This window comes from Streptomyces pilosus (assembly GCF_014649835.1).
In the GTDB taxonomy this organism is placed as follows: Bacteria; Actinomycetota; Actinomycetes; order Streptomycetales; family Streptomycetaceae; genus Streptomyces; species Streptomyces pilosus.
In genome coordinates this window covers 294727-310091 of record NZ_BMTU01000005.1, presented here as the reverse complement: position 1 = coordinate 310091, position 15365 = coordinate 294727, and the positions used below count along the sequence as shown (strand labels likewise).

Sequence of the window (15365 nt, the reverse complement as noted above, 5' to 3'; positions counted from 1 at the left end):
GCATGAAGATCAAGAAGGGTGACCTGGTCCAGGTCATCACCGGCAAGGACAAGGGCAAGCAGGGCAAGGTCATCGCCGCTTACCCGCGCGACGAGCGTGTCCTGGTCGAGGGTGTCAACCGGGTCAAGAAGCACACCAAGGCCGGTCCGACCGCTCGCGGTTCGCAGGCCGGCGGCATCGTGACCACCGAGGCCCCGATCCACGTCTCCAACGTCCAGCTGGTCGTGGAGAAGGACGGGAACAAGGTCGTCACGCGCGTCGGTTACCGCTTCGACGACGAAGGCAACAAGATCCGCGTTGCCAAGCGGACGGGTGAGGACATCTGATGACGACCACCACCACTCCGCGTCTGAAGACGAAGTACCGCGAGGAGATCGCGGGCAAGCTGCGCGAGCAGTTCTCCTACGAGAACGTCATGCAGGTGCCCGGCCTCGTCAAGATCGTGGTCAACATGGGTGTGGGCGACGCCGCCCGCGACTCCAAGCTGATCGAGGGCGCCATCCGCGACCTCACCACGATCACCGGTCAGAAGCCGGCCGTCACCAAGGCCCGCAAGTCCATCGCGCAGTTCAAGCTGCGTGAGGGCCAGCCGATCGGTGCCCACGTCACGCTCCGTGGCGACCGCATGTGGGAGTTCCTGGACCGCACCCTGTCGCTCGCGCTCCCGCGCATCCGCGACTTCCGCGGCCTGTCCCCCAAGCAGTTCGACGGCCGTGGCAACTACACCTTCGGTCTCACGGAGCAGGTCATGTTCCACGAGATCGACCAGGACAAGATCGACCGTGTCCGGGGTATGGACATCACCGTGGTGACCACGGCGACCAACGACGAAGAGGGCCGCGCCCTTCTCCGTCACCTCGGCTTCCCGTTCAAGGAGGCGTGAGCGAGATGGCGAAGAAGGCTCTCATCGCGAAGGCTGCTCGCAAGCCCAAGTTCGGAGTGCGCGGCTACACCCGCTGCCAGCGCTGCGGTCGTCCGCACTCCGTGTACCGCAAGTTCGGCCTGTGCCGCGTGTGCCTTCGTGAGATGGCTCACCGTGGCGAGCTGCCGGGCGTGACCAAGAGCTCCTGGTAGTCCGGGTAATTCCCGGCTCCCAGGGCTCTCGGTAAGCAGTGGGGACGGCGGGAGGCCCACTCCGCATGGCTTAGGCTTGTGGGGTTGGGCACCTGCCGTGCCCATACGCACGCGGGCTCAGCCCGCTCATGTTTGCTTACTACGCCGTAGGTCCACCGCGCCGCACCCGTCCCGTCTCGGATCGGGGAGAGGGATGGCGCACCAGGAAACCCCGGCGAGAGAGGCCGAAGGCCAATTCATGACCATGACTGATCCGATCGCAGACATGCTTACGCGTCTGCGGAACGCGAACTCGGCGTACCACGACACCGTGGCGATGCCGCACTCGAAGATCAAGTCGCACATCGCGGAGATCCTCCAGCAGGAGGGCTTCATCACGGGCTGGAAGGTCGAGGACGCCGAGGTCGGCAAGAACCTCGTCCTGGACCTGAAGTTCGGTCCGAACCGTGAGCGCTCCATCGCGGGCATCAAGCGGATCTCCAAGCCCGGTCTCCGGGTGTACGCGAAGTCCACCAACCTGCCGAAGGTGCTCGGCGGCCTCGGCGTGGCGATCATCTCCACGTCGCACGGGCTCCTCACCGACAAGCAGGCCGGCAAGAAGGGCGTGGGTGGGGAAGTCCTCGCCTACGTCTGGTAGCGGAAGGGAACGGAGGAAACAGCTATGTCGCGCATCGGCAAGCTCCCCATCGCGGTTCCCGCCGGCGTGGACGTCACCATCGACGGCCAGACGGTCACGGTCAAGGGCCCCAAGGGCACGCTGAACCACACCGTCGTGTCGCCGATCGAGATCGCCAAGGGTGAGGACGGCGTCCTGAACGTCACCCGCCCCAACGACGAGCGTCAGAACAAGGCCCTGCACGGCCTGTCCCGCACGCTGGTGGCGAACATGATCACCGGCGTGACCCAGGGTTACGTGAAGAAGCTCGAGATCAGCGGTGTCGGTTACCGCGTTGTCGCCAAGGGTTCCAACCTGGAGTTCTCCCTGGGCTACAGCCACCCGATCACGATCGAGGCGCCCGAGGGCATCACCTTCAAGGTGGAGGCCCCCACCCGCTTCTCGGTCGAGGGCATCGACAAGCAGAAGGTCGGCGAGGTTGCGGCGAACATCCGCAAGCTGCGCAAGCCCGACCCGTACAAGGCCAAGGGCGTCAAGTACGAGGGCGAAGTCATCCGCCGCAAGGTCGGAAAGGCGGGTAAGTAAGCCATGGCATACGGGCAGAAGATCCTCAAGGGCGACGCCTACAAGCGTGCTGCTATCAAGCGTCGTCACATCCGGATCCGCAAGAACGTCTCTGGTACTGCCGAGCGTCCCCGCCTGGTCGTGACTCGTTCCAACCGTCACATCGTGGCGCAGGTGATCGACGACCTGAAGGGCCACACGCTGGCCTCGGCGTCCACGCTGGACGCGTCGATCCGCGGTGGCGAGGGCGACAAGTCCTCGCAGGCCCAGCAGGTCGGCGCCCTGGTCGCGGAGCGCGCCAAGGCCGCCGGTGTCGAGGCTGTCGTGTTCGACCGCGGTGGCAACAGGTACGCGGGGCGCATCGCCGCCCTGGCGGACGCCGCCCGCGAAGCCGGACTCAAGTTCTGAGTCGGTTCCGTAGCTAGCGGAAACAGAGAGAGGTAATTCCAATGGCTGGACCCCAGCGCCGCGGTGGCGGTGCCGGTGGCGGCGAGCGGCGGGACCGGAAGGGCCGTGACGGCGGCGCAGCTGCCGCCGAGAAGACCGCATACGTTGAGCGCGTCGTCGCGATCAACCGTGTCGCCAAGGTTGTGAAGGGTGGTCGTCGCTTCAGCTTCACCGCGCTGGTCGTGGTGGGCGACGGTGACGGCACCGTGGGTGTCGGATACGGCAAGGCCAAGGAGGTGCCGGCCGCCATCGCCAAGGGCGTTGAGGAGGCCAAGAAGCACTTCTTCAAGGTCCCCCGCATCCAGGGCACCATCCCGCACCCCATCCAGGGTGAGAAGGCTGCCGGCGTCGTGCTGCTCAAGCCTGCGTCGCCCGGTACCGGTGTGATCGCCGGTGGTCCGGTGCGCGCCGTGCTCGAGTGCGCCGGTATCCACGACGTGCTGTCGAAGTCGCTCGGCTCCGACAACCAGATCAACATCGTGCACGCGACCGTGGCGGCCCTCAAGGGCCTGCAGCGTCCCGAGGAGATCGCGGCCCGCCGTGGTCTGCCCCTCGAGGACGTCGCCCCCGCGGCTCTTCTCCGTGCGCGTGCCGGGGCGGGTGCGTAATCATGGCGCAGCTCAAGATTACGCAGGTCAAGTCCTACATCGGCAGCAAGCAGAACCACCGTGACACCCTGCGTTCCCTTGGTCTCAAGGGCATCAACACGCAGGTCGTCAAGGAGGACCGCCCCGAGTTCCGCGGAATGGTGCACACCGTCCGCCACCTCGTGACGGTCGAGGAGGTCGACTGATCATGGCGGAGCAGAACCCGCTCAAGATCCACAACCTCCGTCCCGCCCCCGGCGCCAAGACCGCGAAGACCCGTGTCGGTCGTGGTGAGGCGTCGAAGGGTAAGACGGCCGGTCGTGGTACCAAGGGCACCAAGGCCCGTTACCAGGTTCCGGAGCGCTTCGAGGGTGGCCAGATGCCGCTCCACATGCGTCTCCCGAAGCTGAAGGGCTTCAAGAACCCGTTCAAGACCGAGTTCCAGGTCGTCAACCTGGACAAGCTGGCCTCCCTCTACCCCGAGGGTGGAGAGGTCACGGTCGAGGACCTGGTCGCCAAGGGCGCCGTGCGCAAGAACAGCCTCGTCAAGGTCCTGGGCCAGGGCGAGATCTCCGTGGCGCTGCAGGTGACGGTCGACGCCGTCTCCGGCTCCGCCAAGGAGAAGATCACCGCCGCCGGCGGTACCGTCACCGAGCTCGTCTGATCCGTCAGGTGTCTCGATGACGTAGAACGATCCCGACCGGGGATACCCCACAAATGGGGTATCCCCGGTTGGTCGTTCCTAGGGTGGCAGTCTCGCCGGTAAGGTGGCCTGCGCTGCCCATTGACCTCGGGAGCCCCATACGGGGCACTCACCGCGGCAGTTGACCGTTACGTAATCGTCCTTAGTCGGAATCTCAAGACCGTCACCCTTGACGCAGTTGCGCGGGGGGTCGCAGGAGGCACCGTGCTCACCGCGTTCGCCCGGGCGTTCAAGACGCCCGACCTGCGCAAGAAGCTGCTCTTCACGCTCGGCATCATCGTCGTGTACCGCATCGGTACGAACGTCCCGATCCCGGGTGTCGACTACCGCAACGTCCAGGCCTGTATCGACAACGCAGAAGCCGGCCAGGGCCTGCTGGGTCTGGTCAACATGTTCAGCGGCGGCGCACTGCTCCAGATCACGATCTTCGCGCTGGGCATCATGCCGTACATCACGGCGAGCATCATCCTGCAGCTGCTGACCGTCGTGATCCCGCGTCTGGAAGCCCTGAAGAAGGAGGGCCAGGCCGGTACGGCGAAGATCACGCAGTACACGCGTTATCTGACGATCGCGCTGGCCATCCTCCAGGGCACCGGCCTGGTGGCCACCGCCCGCAGCGGCTCCCTCTTCCCGGGCTGCCCCGTCGCCGGCCAGATCGTGCCCGACCAGTCGATCTTCGTGACCATCACCATGGTCATCACCATGACCGCCGGTACGGCCGCCGTGATGTGGCTCGGCGAGCTCATCACCGACCGCGGCGTGGGCAACGGCATGTCGATCCTGATGTTCATCTCGATCGCCGCGACCTTCCCCTCCGCCCTGTGGGCCATCAAGGAGCAGGGCAGCCTGGCGGACGGCTGGATCGAGTTCGGCACCGTCATGGTCGTCGGGTTCGTCATGGTCGCCCTGGTCGTCTTCGTCGAGCAGGCACAGCGCCGGATCCCGGTGCAGTACGCCAAGCGCATGATCGGTCGCCGTTCCTACGGCGGCACGTCCACCTACATCCCGCTGAAGGTGAACCAGGCGGGTGTCATTCCCGTCATCTTCGCCTCGTCGCTGCTCTACATTCCCGCGCTGATCGTCCAGTTCTCGAACTCGGACGCCGGCTGGGCGGCCTGGATCACGAAGAACCTCGCGGACACCGGAGCGACGTTCCACATCATCCTGTACTTCCTGTTGATCGTCTTCTTCGCCTTCTTCTACGTGGCGATTACCTTCAACCCCGAAGAAGTCGCCGACAACATGAAGAAGTATGGTGGCTTCATCCCGGGCATCCGGGCTGGCCGACCGACCGCTGAGTACCTGAGCTACGTACTCAACCGGATCACCTGGCCGGGTTCGCTGTATCTGGGCCTGATCTCTCTCGTGCCGACAATGGCGTTGGCTGGTTTCGGGGCAAACCAGAACTTCCCGTTCGGCGGGACCAGCATCCTGATCATCGTGGGTGTCGGTCTCGAGACCGTGAAGCAGATCGAGAGCCAGCTCCAGCAGCGCAATTACGAAGGGTTCCTCCGCTGATGCGAATCGTCCTCGTCGGGCCGCCGGGTGCCGGAAAGGGTACGCAGGCCACCCGCCTTGCCGAGAAACTGCGCATCCCGCACATCTCCACGGGTGACCTGTTCCGCGCCAACATCAGCCGGCAGACGGAGCTGGGCAAGCTCGCGAAGTCCTACATGGACGCCGGCAACCTCGTCCCCGACGAGGTCACCATCGCCATGGCCAAGGACCGCATGGAGCAGCCCGACGCCGAGGGCGGCTTCCTGCTGGACGGCTTCCCGCGCAACGTGTCGCAGGCCGAGGCGCTGGACGAGCTGCTGCAGACCGAGGGCATCAAGCTGGACGCGGTGCTCGATCTCGAGGCCCCCGAGGACGAGGTCGTCAAGCGGATCGCCGGGCGGCGGGTGTGCCGCAAGGACTCGGCGCACGTGTTCCACGTGACGTACAGCCCGCCGAAGCAGGAGGGTGTCTGTGACATCTGCGGCGGCGAGCTGTACCAGCGCGACGACGACTCGGAGTCGACGGTGCGGACGCGGCTGGAGGTCTACCACACGCAGACCGAGCCGATCATCGGCTACTACCGGGCGCAGGGCCTGGTCGTGACGATCTCGGCGATGGGCCCGGTGGACGAGGTCACGGGGCGTGCCCTGGAGGCGCTGAAGAGCGCCGGGTAGTCAGGTCCCGCCTCCCACAGCCGCGGTCCCCCTCGTGCGGGGCCGCGGCTGTGGCATGGGACGGGGTGGACGCCCGTGGAACCGAAGCACCGCGGGCGCCCGTATCGTTGGAAGAGTTCGTATCCCTGGTCCAGGAAAGGCCCTCGTCCCCATGGTGCAGATCAAGAGCCCCGAGCAGATCGCCAAGATGCGTGAGGCGGGGCTGGTCGTAGCGGCCATCCACGCGGCCACCCGTGAGGCGGCCGTGCCCGGGGCGACGACCAAGGATCTGGACCAGGTCGCGCGCAAGGTCCTCGCGGAGCACGGCGCCAAGCCGAACTTCCTCGGCTACGGCGGTTTCCCCGCCACCATCTGCACCTCCGTGAACGAGGTCGTCGTCCACGGCATCCCCTCCGACGACGTCGTCCTGAAGGACGGTGACGTCATCTCCATCGACTGCGGCGCCGTCATCGACGGCTGGCACGGCGACGCCGCCTACACGGCGTTCGTCGGCTCCGGGCACGCGCCGGAGCTGGTCGAGCTGTCCCGGGTGACCGAGGAGTCGATGTGGGCCGGCATCGCGGCCATGAAGCAGGGCAACCGGCTCGTGGACATCTCGCGGGCCGTGGAGACGTACATCCGCCGCCAGCCGAAGCCGGGCGGCGGCAAGTACGGGATCATCGAGGACTACGGCGGCCACGGCATCGGCACCGAGATGCACATGGACCCGCACCTGCTGAACTACGTCGACCGCAAGCGGGGCAAGGGCCCCAAGCTGGTCCCGGGCTTCTGCCTCGCCATCGAGCCGATGGTCTCCCTGGGCACCCCGAGGACGGAGGTCCTCTCCGACGACTGGACCGTCATCACCACCGACGGCACCTGGTCGTCCCACTGGGAGCACTCCGTCGCCCTCACCGAGCAGGGCCCGCTGGTCCTGACGGCACCCGACGGCGGCAAGGCGAAGCTGGCGGAGCTGGGCATCACGGCGGCCCCGGACCCGCTGGCCTGACCGGTCGGCCGGGCGCCCCGGGTTAAGGATCTCCCCCGTGGGGCAGGATTTCTCGATTCGTGTTTCCGGGTGCGCTGACGTAGACTGACTCGTCGGCTCTTGTGCACCCGCATGTCTGCATGTACTCACGCGGTGCACGTCGGAGTCGATCAAGGTAGTCGATTCGAAGGGCGAAGCGTGGCCAAGAAGCAAGGTGCCATCGAGATCGAGGGCACTGTCGTCGAGTCTCTTCCGAACGCCATGTTCAGGGTCGAGCTCCAGAACGGCCACCAGGTCCTGGCACACATCAGCGGCAAGATGCGCATGCACTACATCCGCATCCTCCCTGACGACCGGGTCGTGGTGGAGCTCTCCCCGTACGACCTGACGCGTGGCCGGATCGTCTACCGGTACAAGTAGATCTTGCCCGCTCCCCGGTCCGCCGGGGTGATGGCACTGACCCGGAGAACCTCACACCCATGAAGGTCAAGCCGAGCGTCAAGAAGATCTGCGACAAGTGCAGGGTGATCCGCCGTCACGGCCGGGTCATGATCATCTGTGACAACCCGCGCCACAAGCAGCGCCAGGGCTGACCGCAGCACGATCGACCCTCTGCGACTTTCCGCAGAACTTCGCGCGACGCGAGCAACACACGTTCATACGCAGGTCCCGAGCCGACACGGCTCGACACCCCCGGCTCGGAGGCCGGGGACCCGGTCCGTACCTCGTACGGCGGACAGGGATCCGGTCCTGTGGAAGACCTCCGACAACTAACTGGAGCCATTGAATGGCACGCGTTTCCGGTGTTGACATCCCGCGCGAAAAGCGCGTGGAGATCGCCCTCACCTACGTGTTCGGCATCGGCCGAACCCTTTCGCAGCAGACGCTGGCCGCCACCGGCGTCGACCCGAACACCCGCGTTCGCGACCTCTCCGAGGAGCAGCTCGTCGCGATCCGCGAGTACGTCGACAACAACATCAAGACCGAGGGTGACCTCCGTCGCGAGATCCAGGCCGACATCCGCCGCAAGGTCGAGATCGGCACCTACCAGGGTCTGCGTCACCGTCGCGGTCTGCCCGTCCGCGGTCAGCGCACCAGCACCAACGCGCGTACCCGCAAGGGCCCGCGTCGCGCCATCGCCGGCAAGAAGAAGCCGGGCAAGAAGTAGTCCGCAGCGGACGCCTGTCCACGGTCTTCGCTGTAGGACCGACCACCTCCCGTAGGAGTTAAGAGATGCCCCCCAAGGGACGTCAGGGCGCTGCCAAGAAGGTGCGCCGCAAGGAAAAGAAGAACGTCGCTCATGGCCACGCGCACATCAAGAGCACGTTCAACAACACGATCGTGTCGATCACGGACCCCTCGGGCAACGTGATCTCCTGGGCCTCCGCCGGCCACGTCGGCTTCAAGGGCTCCCGGAAGTCCACGCCGTTCGCCGCGCAGATGGCCGCCGAGTCGGCTGCCCGCCGCGCCCAGGAGCACGGCATGCGCAAGGTCGACGTGTTCGTCAAGGGCCCGGGCTCCGGTCGTGAGACCGCGATCCGTTCCCTGCAGGCCACGGGCCTCGAGGTCGGCTCCATCCAGGACGTCACCCCGACCCCGCACAACGGCTGCCGCCCGCCGAAGCGCCGCCGCGTCTGAGACGCCGGCCGCCTCGATCGGCTTCGGGTTCCGGGCGGTACGGCTCGCAAGGGCCGTGCCGCCCGTACCCTTGCAGTACCCGCACTTCTCACCGGGTGCGGTTTCCGTCGGGCGTCAAATAGCGGGCGTCCACGAAAGAAGGATCTGATCCACACATGCTGATCGCTCAGCGTCCCTCGTTGACCGAAGAGGTCGTCGACGAATTCCGCTCCCGGTTCGTGATCGAGCCGCTGGAGCCGGGCTTCGGCTACACCCTCGGCAACTCCCTGCGCCGTACCCTCCTGTCGTCGATCCCCGGTGCCGCCGTCACCAGCATCCGCATCGACGGCGTCCTGCACGAGTTCACCACCGTGCCGGGCGTCAAGGAGGACGTCACCGACCTGATCCTCAACATCAAGCAGCTGGTCGTCTCCTCGGAGCACGACGAGCCGGTCGTGATGTACCTGCGCAAGCAGGGTCCGGGTCTGGTCACCGCCGCCGACATCGCGCCCCCGGCCGGTGTCGAGGTGCACAACCCCGACCTCGTCCTCGCCACCCTCAACGGCAAGGGCAAGCTGGAGATGGAGCTGACCGTCGAGCGCGGCCGCGGCTACGTCTCCGCCGTGCAGAACAAGCAGGTCGGTCAGGAGATCGGGCGCATCCCGGTCGACTCGATCTACTCGCCGGTTCTCAAGGTCACCTACAAGGTCGAGGCGACCCGTGTCGAGCAGCGCACCGACTTCGACAAGCTGATCGTCGACGTCGAGACCAAGCAGGCGATGCGTCCGCGTGACGCCATGGCCTCCGCCGGCAAGACCCTGGTCGAGCTGTTCGGTCTCGCCCGCGAGCTGAACATCGACGCCGAGGGCATCGACATGGGCCCGTCCCCCACGGACGCCGCCCTCGCCGCCGACCTGGCGCTGCCGATCGAGGAGCTGGAGCTCACCGTTCGGTCGTACAACTGCCTCAAGCGTGAGGGCATCCACTCCGTGGGTGAGCTCGTCGCGCGCAGCGAGGCGGACCTGCTCGACATCCGCAACTTCGGTGCGAAGTCGATCGACGAGGTCAAGGCGAAGCTGGCCGGTATGGGCCTGGCGCTGAAGGACTCGCCCCCCGGGTTCGACCCGACCGCCGCCGCCGACGCGTTCGGCGCGGACGACGACGCGGACGCGGGCTTCGTGGAGACCGAGCAGTACTGAGCGCTCCGCGAGGAGGCCGGTTCCGCGGCCGCCGGCCCGTTGGGGCCGGTCGCGCCCACGCGACGGAGTCGCATGTCGACCCCGCCCCGCGCCCCTTCGGGGGCGCGGACCCTCCGGGCGTCTGTGAAGGCGCCCGGATCTCCGACGGGCAACCGCTCGCTCGGATACTGACTCCGGTACCTGGTACGGCCGGGGCAGACACCTAGGAGAAACACCATGCCGAGGCCCACCAAGGGTGCCCGTCTGGGCGGCAGCGCCGCGCACGAGAAGCTCATGCTCGCGAACCTCGCGAAGGCGCTTTTCGAGCACGGCCGCATCACCACCACCGAGGCGAAGGCGCGCAAGCTGCGTCCGTACGCCGAGCGTCTGGTCACCAAGGCGAAGAAGGGCGACCTTCACAACCGCCGTCAGGTGCTCCAGGTCATCACGGACAAGAGCATCGTCCACACGCTCTTCACCGAGATCGGCCCGCGGTACGAGAACCGTCCCGGTGGCTACACCCGCATCACCAAGATCGGCAACCGCCGTGGCGACAACGCGCCCATGGCCGTCATCGAGCTGGTCGAGGCGCTGACCGTGCAGCAGACCGCTGTCGGTGAGGCGGAGGCCGCGACCAAGCGTTCCGCGAAGGACGCCGAGGGCGCCGAGGCCGCTGAGCCGAAGGCGGAGCTGTCCAAGGACGAGGCCGCCGAGGCTCCGGCCGAGGAGTCGAAGGACGCGTAAGCGTTCGCCGGGGCTGCGCGGCTGTGGCTGCGGCGCTGTGTCGTGGCTGGTCGCGCAGGCCCCCGCGTCCCTTCGGGGGCGCTGCTGCGGGCCCGTCCCTTTCGAGGGGCGGGCCCGTTTTCTTGTGGCTGAGAGGATCTCTGGGTGAGTGACGAAGTGCGACCGGGGTTCGTGCGGGTGCGGCTGGATCTTTCCTATGACGGGGCCGGGTTCTCCGGCTGGGCCAAGCAGGCCGGGGGGCGGCGTACCGTCCAGGGGGAGATCGAGGACGCGCTGCGGACCGTGACGCGGTCCGGCGGGACGACGTACGAGCTGACCGTGGCGGGGCGGACGGACGCCGGCGTGCACGCCCGGGGCCAGGTCGCGCACGTCGACCTGCCGCGCGAGGTGTGGGCCGAGCACCACACCAAGCTGCTCAAGCGGCTCGCCGGGCGGCTGCCCAGGGACGTCCGGGTGTGGGCGCTCAGGGAGGCGCCCGCCGGGTTCGACGCCCGCTTCTCCGCGATCTGGCGGCGCTACGCCTACCGGGTCACCGACAACCCGGGCGGGGTGGACCCGCTGCTGCGCGGGCACGTGCTGTGGCACGACTGGCCGCTGGACGTCGACGCGATGAACGAGGCGGCACGCGGACTGCTCGGCGAGCACGACTTCGCCGCGTACTGCAAGCGGCGGGAGGGCGCGACGACCATCCGGACGCTCCAGGAACTGAGCCTGGCGCGGGGGGAGGACGGGATCGTCACCGCCACCGTCCGCGCGGACGCCTTCTGCCACAACATGGTGCGCTCGCTCATCGGCGCCCTGCTGTTCGTCGGCGACGGTCACCGTCCGCCGGACTGGCCGGGCAAGGTGCTGGCCGCCGGCGTACGGGACTCGGCCGTCCACGTCGTACGCCCGCACGGGCTGACCCTGGAGGAGGTCGGCTACCCCGCAGACGACCTGCTGGCGGCGCGCAGCAGGGAGGCCCGCAACAAGCGGTCCCTGCCGGCGGGCGGCTGCTGCTGAACCCGGCCCGGCGGCGGCGCTACTCGTTCGCCGCCGCCGACGCCTGCGCCTCGCCCCTGCGCCGGATCTGACGGAACGTGAACTCCTGCAGGTCGTCGCCCGTGGCGAAGACGGCCTTGTCCTTCTCCGTCACGTTCTTGCCGTTGGTGAAGCCCGCCAGGGTGAAGTAGGCGTAGCGCCCCACGGTGTTGGTGGTGGAGCGGCAGACCGCGCCGGAGCAGAAGTCCTTGACCCCGCCGCCCGACAGCGACTTGATGATGCTCTTCTTGTCGGCCTGCTGCCGGGCCTTGGCCGCCTGGGCCTGGGTGTCGAAGACGGCCACGCCGACCGTCACCGCCACGCCGTCCTTGGTGTAGGTGACCCGGATCAGGCGCGTGCACCTGTTGTCGGAGAGCGCCTTGGGGAGCGTCGCCTTCGCGGCCGAGGCGCAGTTCCCGGTGTCCGCCGTCGGGCCCTTCTTGTACACCGTGTCACCCATGGTCAGCTGCGTGCCCGGGAAGAGGATGTCGGGGCTCAGCGGCGCCTTGTCCTTCACCGCGCTGGCGATGAAGTCGTTCGGGTCCAGCGGTGGCGGGGCGCTCGTCGGGGCGAACGACGGGACGGTGCCCGTCGGGCTCGGCAGGTCGGAGGCGCCGGGCAGCTGCGAGGACGCGCCCGGCGAGGCCTGGTTGCCGTCGTTGGCCGACACCACGGCGACGGCCACGGCCGCGCCTATCGCGACGGTGGCGAGCGCGCCACCGCCTATGAACAGCAGCCGGCGGCGCTTGGCGCGGGCCTCGGAGGCGTCGGCGAGGGCGGCCCAGTCGGGCGACTGGCCGGCACCGCCGCTGCTCCAGGGCTGCTGGGAATTCGGTTTCCAGGGATCCCACTGCTGTGAAGGTCCCCCCTGCCCAAAACTCATGGGGCGCATCTTAGACGGGGCAAGGGGTGTGCTGGTCCGCCTCAACGGGTGCGGAAGGCCCTAGCGTTGCGCTCATGGTGACGGGCAAAAGCGACATCTCCGGGTGGTTGGTGCGTCCTGCGGGTGGCTGGTGGTGGACCGGACTCGCGGCCGTGCTGGGCGCACTGACGATCCATACGGTGCTGGTGACCTCGGACGGAGGCATGGACAACCGGATCGTCGTGGACGCCGCGCGGACCTGGCTGGACGGTGGATCGCCGTACGACGACCGGCACTTCCTCTATTTCCCGAGCGCGGTGATGGCCGCCGTCCCGCAGGCACTGCTGCCGCGCTCCGTGCTCGACGTGCTGGTGCCGGCGGGGGCGATCCTCGCGCTCACCCTGGGCTGGGCCTGCGCGCTGCGACTGCACCGGGTGCCGCTGCGCAGCCGGCTCGCCGTCCTCGGCCTGCTCGCCCTCGCGGCCGGGTTCGCGCCGTTCGGCCAACTGGTGCGGCTGGGCAACTGGACGGTGACGGCCGTGCTGGCGCTGCCGCTGTGCCTGCTGCTGGCGAGCCGGGGCCGGTGGGTCACGGCCGGCGCGGTCGTCGGGGTCGCGGTGGCGGTGAAGCCGCTGCTCGCGCCGATGGTGCTGCTGTTCCTCTTCGCCCGCCGGTGGAGGGCGCTGGCCCTGGTGGTCCTGGTGCCGGCCGTGACCTCGGTGGTGGCGGCGCTGTTCCTGCCCGACCCCACCGGCTTCCTCACCCGCACCCTGCCCTTCCTGCTGACCGGCGACGACGCCTTCCTGCGGCTCTACGAGGCCGGTCCCGCCGCCGTGCTGCCCCGGCTCGGCGTGCCGCAGGCGCTGGCCACGGTGCTGGCGGTGCTCGCGGCCGCCGTGGGGGTGGGCTGCGCGTACCGGCGCTGGCGGGGGCCGGGGCCGGCGGGGCTGCGGCTGGCGGAGACGTCGGCGGGGCTGATGCTCTCGGCGTTCCTCGTGTCACGGCCCTCCTACAACCACTACCTCCTGGTGGTGCTGCCGCTGCTGCTCGCCGGGCTGCCCCACGCCGGGTCGGTCACCCGGCGCCCCTGGTTCTGGCTCGCCCTGGTGCCGCAGCTGCCGGGGGTGACCTGGCCGTGGCTGGAGTCGGGGAAGCGCAGGGCGTTCCGGGACTCGGTCACGCTGTGCGTGCTGGCGGTGACCGTCGCCTGCCACTGCGTGCGCACGGCGGTCGGGGACGGCGGGACCGGCGGGGCGCGGGAGACGCCGGAGGGGCGGCGTGCGGCCGTAGAATCCGTGTAGTTCATCGGCGACGTCACCGACGGCGGTCTCGTTTTGACCCGTCCGGCCGAGCATGGGTATTCTGCATGTTCGTTGTGTGTAGTGGCTTGCTCATTCTCACGTGAGGGGCCCTTACACCGGTCCACCGGACCGATGACCAGCGACCAGCACGCGGTTTGCGTCACCGCTGTGCGGTCAGGGCTGTCGTGATCGTCTTCGGTGACCTTGTCAGGACCATTCACTGAAGAAGCGAAGGCTACGAACCGTGCGTACGTACAGCCCCAAGCCCGGCGATGTGACGCGCCAGTGGCACGTCATCGACGCTCAGGACGTCGTCCTGGGTCGTCTGGCCTCCACTGCGGCCTCCATCCTGCGCGGCAAGCACAAGCCGATCTACGCGCCCCACGTCGACACCGGTGACTTCGTCATCATCATCAACGCGGACAAGGTGCACCTCTCCGGCAACAAGCGGACCCAGAAGATGGCGTACCGCCACTCGGGTTACCCGGGTGGTCTGCGCTCCGTCCGCTACGACGAGCTGCTGGCGAAGAACCCCGAGAAGGCCATCGAGAAGGCCGTCAAGGGCATGCTCCCCAAGAACACCCTGGGCCGTCAGATGCTCTCGAAGCTGAAGGTCTACTCGGGCGACCAGCACCCCCACGCTGCGCAGCAGCCGGTGCCGTTCGAGATCACCCAGGTCGCGCAGTAAGTCCGGCCACCCCCTAAGACTGAACAGAATCTGAGGAGAATCGTGGCCGAGACCACTGCCGAGCAGCCGCTCGAAGAGCTTGACATCGACAGCTACACCACCGAGTCCGAGGTGCCCGTCGAGGGCGAGTACACCTCGGAGTCCATGGCGTCCCGCTTCGGCGAGCCCCAGCCGGCCGCCGGCCTGGGCCGTCGCAAGAACGCCATCGCCCGCGTCCGGATCGTCCCGGGCACCGGCAAGTGGAAGATCAACGGTCGCACCCTCGAGGACTACTTCCCGAACAAGGTGCACCAGCAGGAAGTCAACGAGCCCTTCAAGGTGCTCGAGCTCGAAGGCCGCTACGACGTCATCGCCCGCATCGCGGGTGGCGGTGTCTCCGGTCAGGCCGGTGCGCTCCGTCTGGGTGTCGCCCGTGCGCTGAACGAGGCGGACGTCGACAACAACCGCGGCCCGCTGAAGAAGGCCGGCTTCCTCAAGCGCGACGACCGTGCGGTCGAGCGCAAGAAGGCCGGTCTGAAGAAGGCCCGCAAGGCCCCGCAGTACAGCAAGCGCTAAACACAGGGCGCTCGCGCGTACTCCGAACGCCCCGGCGGCACGCCACAGTGCCGCCGGGGCGTTCGTTTATTCAGTGCCGTGGGCGTATAACGGCACAAGGCGCTCAAACGCTAATGTGATCGGATGGTCGGGCGTCGGGCGTCGCCGTCGCGGTGCGTGCCCGGAGGCATGGAGCCGCATGCGAGCCGCATTCGCCTCACGGCCGTCGAACACATCACAAGCTTCGTCAGTGGCACGACCGTCGGCCGTACGGGCGGGTCCCACGCCTCGG

General features: G+C 67.9%; 23 protein-coding genes. 22 read left to right on the top strand and 1 reads right to left on the bottom strand.

The features are described from left to right. The first annotated feature begins 2 nt into the window (after window positions 1–2). The 19 genes from rplX (at window position 3) to truA (ending at window position 11670) form a co-directional block, all read left to right on the top strand. Complete coding sequence (rplX, locus tag IE118_RS15210; protein ID WP_053674523.1) at window positions 3–326, top strand: 50S ribosomal protein L24; 324 nt, start codon at window positions 3–5, stop codon at window positions 324–326. Further along, window positions 326–883, top strand: coding sequence for a 50S ribosomal protein L5 (gene rplE, locus IE118_RS15205; RefSeq protein WP_006130773.1), 558 nt, complete (start codon window positions 326–328; stop codon window positions 881–883). The genes rplX and rplE overlap by 1 nt, the downstream gene beginning before the upstream one ends. Window positions 884–888: 5 nt before the next feature. Then, complete coding sequence (locus IE118_RS15200) at window positions 889–1074, top strand: type Z 30S ribosomal protein S14 (protein ID WP_003948630.1); 186 nt, start codon at window positions 889–891, stop codon at window positions 1072–1074. Between the two features lie 238 nt (window positions 1075–1312). Beyond that, window positions 1313–1711 (top strand): 30S ribosomal protein S8, encoded by a 399-nt coding sequence (rpsH, locus tag IE118_RS15195; RefSeq protein WP_004927242.1) that lies wholly within the window; start codon window positions 1313–1315, stop codon window positions 1709–1711. Between the two features lie 24 nt (window positions 1712–1735). After that, complete coding sequence (rplF, locus tag IE118_RS15190; protein WP_189558417.1) at window positions 1736–2275, top strand: 50S ribosomal protein L6; 540 nt, start codon at window positions 1736–1738, stop codon at window positions 2273–2275. A gap of 3 nt (window positions 2276–2278) precedes the next feature. Beyond that, window positions 2279–2662: a 50S ribosomal protein L18 gene (gene rplR, locus IE118_RS15185; RefSeq protein WP_189558416.1), complete on the top strand. Its 384-nt coding sequence runs from the start codon at window positions 2279–2281 to the stop codon at window positions 2660–2662. Between the two features lie 41 nt (window positions 2663–2703). Continuing rightward, on the top strand, window positions 2704–3309 hold the full coding sequence (gene rpsE / locus IE118_RS15180; protein ID WP_189558415.1) for a 30S ribosomal protein S5: 606 nt from the start codon (window positions 2704–2706) through the stop codon (window positions 3307–3309). Between the two features lie 2 nt (window positions 3310–3311). Then, a complete protein-coding gene (gene rpmD / locus IE118_RS15175; protein WP_003974250.1) occupies window positions 3312–3494 on the top strand; it encodes a 50S ribosomal protein L30 in 183 nt (60 codons plus the stop codon). Between the two features lie 2 nt (window positions 3495–3496). Beyond that, entirely contained in the window at window positions 3497–3952 is a 456-nt protein-coding gene (gene rplO, locus IE118_RS15170) for a 50S ribosomal protein L15 (protein ID WP_004927223.1), read from the top strand. A gap of 243 nt (window positions 3953–4195) precedes the next feature. Continuing rightward, window positions 4196–5509, top strand: coding sequence for a preprotein translocase subunit SecY (gene secY, locus IE118_RS15165; RefSeq protein WP_189558414.1), 1314 nt, complete (start codon window positions 4196–4198; stop codon window positions 5507–5509). After that, entirely contained in the window at window positions 5509–6162 is a 654-nt protein-coding gene (locus IE118_RS15160) for an adenylate kinase (RefSeq protein WP_189558413.1), read from the top strand. The genes secY and IE118_RS15160 overlap by 1 nt, the downstream gene beginning before the upstream one ends. A gap of 151 nt (window positions 6163–6313) precedes the next feature. Further along, window positions 6314–7150 carry a type I methionyl aminopeptidase gene (map, locus tag IE118_RS15155; RefSeq protein ID WP_189558412.1) on the top strand — a complete coding sequence of 279 codons (837 nt, stop codon included), beginning with the start codon at window positions 6314–6316 and terminating at the stop codon, window positions 7148–7150. A gap of 177 nt (window positions 7151–7327) precedes the next feature. After that, the gene (gene infA, locus IE118_RS15150) at window positions 7328–7549 is read left to right on the top strand and encodes a translation initiation factor IF-1 (protein WP_004927214.1); all 222 of its coding nucleotides are present in this window, start codon (window positions 7328–7330) and stop codon (window positions 7547–7549) included. A gap of 59 nt (window positions 7550–7608) precedes the next feature. Continuing rightward, complete coding sequence (gene rpmJ, locus IE118_RS15145) at window positions 7609–7722, top strand: 50S ribosomal protein L36 (RefSeq protein WP_003948619.1); 114 nt, start codon at window positions 7609–7611, stop codon at window positions 7720–7722. A 194-nt stretch (window positions 7723–7916) separates the two neighbouring features. Continuing rightward, window positions 7917–8297 carry a 30S ribosomal protein S13 gene (gene rpsM / locus IE118_RS15140; RefSeq protein ID WP_004984507.1) on the top strand — a complete coding sequence of 127 codons (381 nt, stop codon included), beginning with the start codon at window positions 7917–7919 and terminating at the stop codon, window positions 8295–8297. A 65-nt stretch (window positions 8298–8362) separates the two neighbouring features. Then, the gene (gene rpsK, locus IE118_RS15135) at window positions 8363–8767 is read left to right on the top strand and encodes a 30S ribosomal protein S11 (RefSeq protein WP_003956432.1); all 405 of its coding nucleotides are present in this window, start codon (window positions 8363–8365) and stop codon (window positions 8765–8767) included. Between the two features lie 155 nt (window positions 8768–8922). After that, a complete protein-coding gene (locus tag IE118_RS15130) occupies window positions 8923–9945 on the top strand; it encodes a DNA-directed RNA polymerase subunit alpha (protein WP_003966937.1) in 1023 nt (340 codons plus the stop codon). Between the two features lie 216 nt (window positions 9946–10161). Further along, a complete protein-coding gene (rplQ, locus tag IE118_RS15125) occupies window positions 10162–10668 on the top strand; it encodes a 50S ribosomal protein L17 (protein WP_189558411.1) in 507 nt (168 codons plus the stop codon). 144 nt (window positions 10669–10812) lie between these two features. Continuing rightward, window positions 10813–11670 (top strand): tRNA pseudouridine(38-40) synthase TruA, encoded by an 858-nt coding sequence (truA, locus tag IE118_RS15120; protein ID WP_189558410.1) that lies wholly within the window; start codon window positions 10813–10815, stop codon window positions 11668–11670. Between the two features lie 19 nt (window positions 11671–11689). On the opposite strand, the gene IE118_RS15115 is transcribed toward truA, so the two are convergent. Further along, on the bottom strand, window positions 11690–12571 hold the full coding sequence (locus IE118_RS15115) for a hypothetical protein (RefSeq protein WP_189558409.1): 882 nt from the start codon (window positions 12569–12571) through the stop codon (window positions 11690–11692). A 74-nt stretch (window positions 12572–12645) separates the two neighbouring features. Here IE118_RS15115 and IE118_RS15110 point away from each other — a divergent pair, with 74 nt between their 5' ends. The 3 genes from IE118_RS15110 (at window position 12646) to rpsI (ending at window position 15094) form a co-directional block, all read left to right on the top strand. Continuing rightward, window positions 12646–13851 carry a glycosyltransferase 87 family protein gene (locus IE118_RS15110; protein ID WP_189558408.1) on the top strand — a complete coding sequence of 402 codons (1206 nt, stop codon included), beginning with the start codon at window positions 12646–12648 and terminating at the stop codon, window positions 13849–13851. Between the two features lie 244 nt (window positions 13852–14095). Continuing rightward, complete coding sequence (gene rplM, locus IE118_RS15105) at window positions 14096–14539, top strand: 50S ribosomal protein L13 (RefSeq protein WP_019526965.1); 444 nt, start codon at window positions 14096–14098, stop codon at window positions 14537–14539. 42 nt (window positions 14540–14581) lie between these two features. Next, entirely contained in the window at window positions 14582–15094 is a 513-nt protein-coding gene (gene rpsI / locus IE118_RS15100) for a 30S ribosomal protein S9 (protein ID WP_004927169.1), read from the top strand. Window positions 15095–15365 lie beyond the last annotated feature (271 nt).

Bases quoted from the DNA above. Each gene is read 5' to 3' on its own strand.
- rplX (WP_053674523.1), top strand. From the start codon at position 3: ATGAAGATCAAGAAGGGTGACCTGGTCCAGGTCATCACCGGCAAGGAC.
- rplE (WP_006130773.1), top strand. From the start codon at position 326: ATGACGACCACCACCACTCCGCGTCTGAAGACGAAGTACCGCGAGGAG.
- IE118_RS15200 (WP_003948630.1), top strand. From the start codon at position 889: ATGGCGAAGAAGGCTCTCATCGCGAAGGCTGCTCGCAAGCCCAAGTTC.
- rpsH (WP_004927242.1), top strand. From the start codon at position 1,313: ATGACCATGACTGATCCGATCGCAGACATGCTTACGCGTCTGCGGAAC.
- rplF (WP_189558417.1), top strand. From the start codon at position 1,736: ATGTCGCGCATCGGCAAGCTCCCCATCGCGGTTCCCGCCGGCGTGGAC.
- rplR (WP_189558416.1), top strand. From the start codon at position 2,279: ATGGCATACGGGCAGAAGATCCTCAAGGGCGACGCCTACAAGCGTGCT.
- rpsE (WP_189558415.1), top strand. From the start codon at position 2,704: ATGGCTGGACCCCAGCGCCGCGGTGGCGGTGCCGGTGGCGGCGAGCGG.
- rpmD (WP_003974250.1), top strand. From the start codon at position 3,312: ATGGCGCAGCTCAAGATTACGCAGGTCAAGTCCTACATCGGCAGCAAG.
- rplO (WP_004927223.1), top strand. From the start codon at position 3,497: ATGGCGGAGCAGAACCCGCTCAAGATCCACAACCTCCGTCCCGCCCCC.
- IE118_RS15160 (WP_189558413.1), top strand. From the start codon at position 5,509: ATGCGAATCGTCCTCGTCGGGCCGCCGGGTGCCGGAAAGGGTACGCAG.
- map (WP_189558412.1), top strand. From the start codon at position 6,314: ATGGTGCAGATCAAGAGCCCCGAGCAGATCGCCAAGATGCGTGAGGCG.
- rpmJ (WP_003948619.1), top strand. From the start codon at position 7,609: ATGAAGGTCAAGCCGAGCGTCAAGAAGATCTGCGACAAGTGCAGGGTG.
- rpsM (WP_004984507.1), top strand. From the start codon at position 7,917: ATGGCACGCGTTTCCGGTGTTGACATCCCGCGCGAAAAGCGCGTGGAG.
- rpsK (WP_003956432.1), top strand. From the start codon at position 8,363: ATGCCCCCCAAGGGACGTCAGGGCGCTGCCAAGAAGGTGCGCCGCAAG.
- IE118_RS15130 (WP_003966937.1), top strand. From the start codon at position 8,923: ATGCTGATCGCTCAGCGTCCCTCGTTGACCGAAGAGGTCGTCGACGAA.
- rplQ (WP_189558411.1), top strand. From the start codon at position 10,162: ATGCCGAGGCCCACCAAGGGTGCCCGTCTGGGCGGCAGCGCCGCGCAC.
- IE118_RS15115 (WP_189558409.1), bottom strand. From the start codon at position 12,571: ATGAGTTTTGGGCAGGGGGGACCTTCACAGCAGTGGGATCCCTGGAAA.
- IE118_RS15110 (WP_189558408.1), top strand. From the start codon at position 12,646: ATGGTGACGGGCAAAAGCGACATCTCCGGGTGGTTGGTGCGTCCTGCG.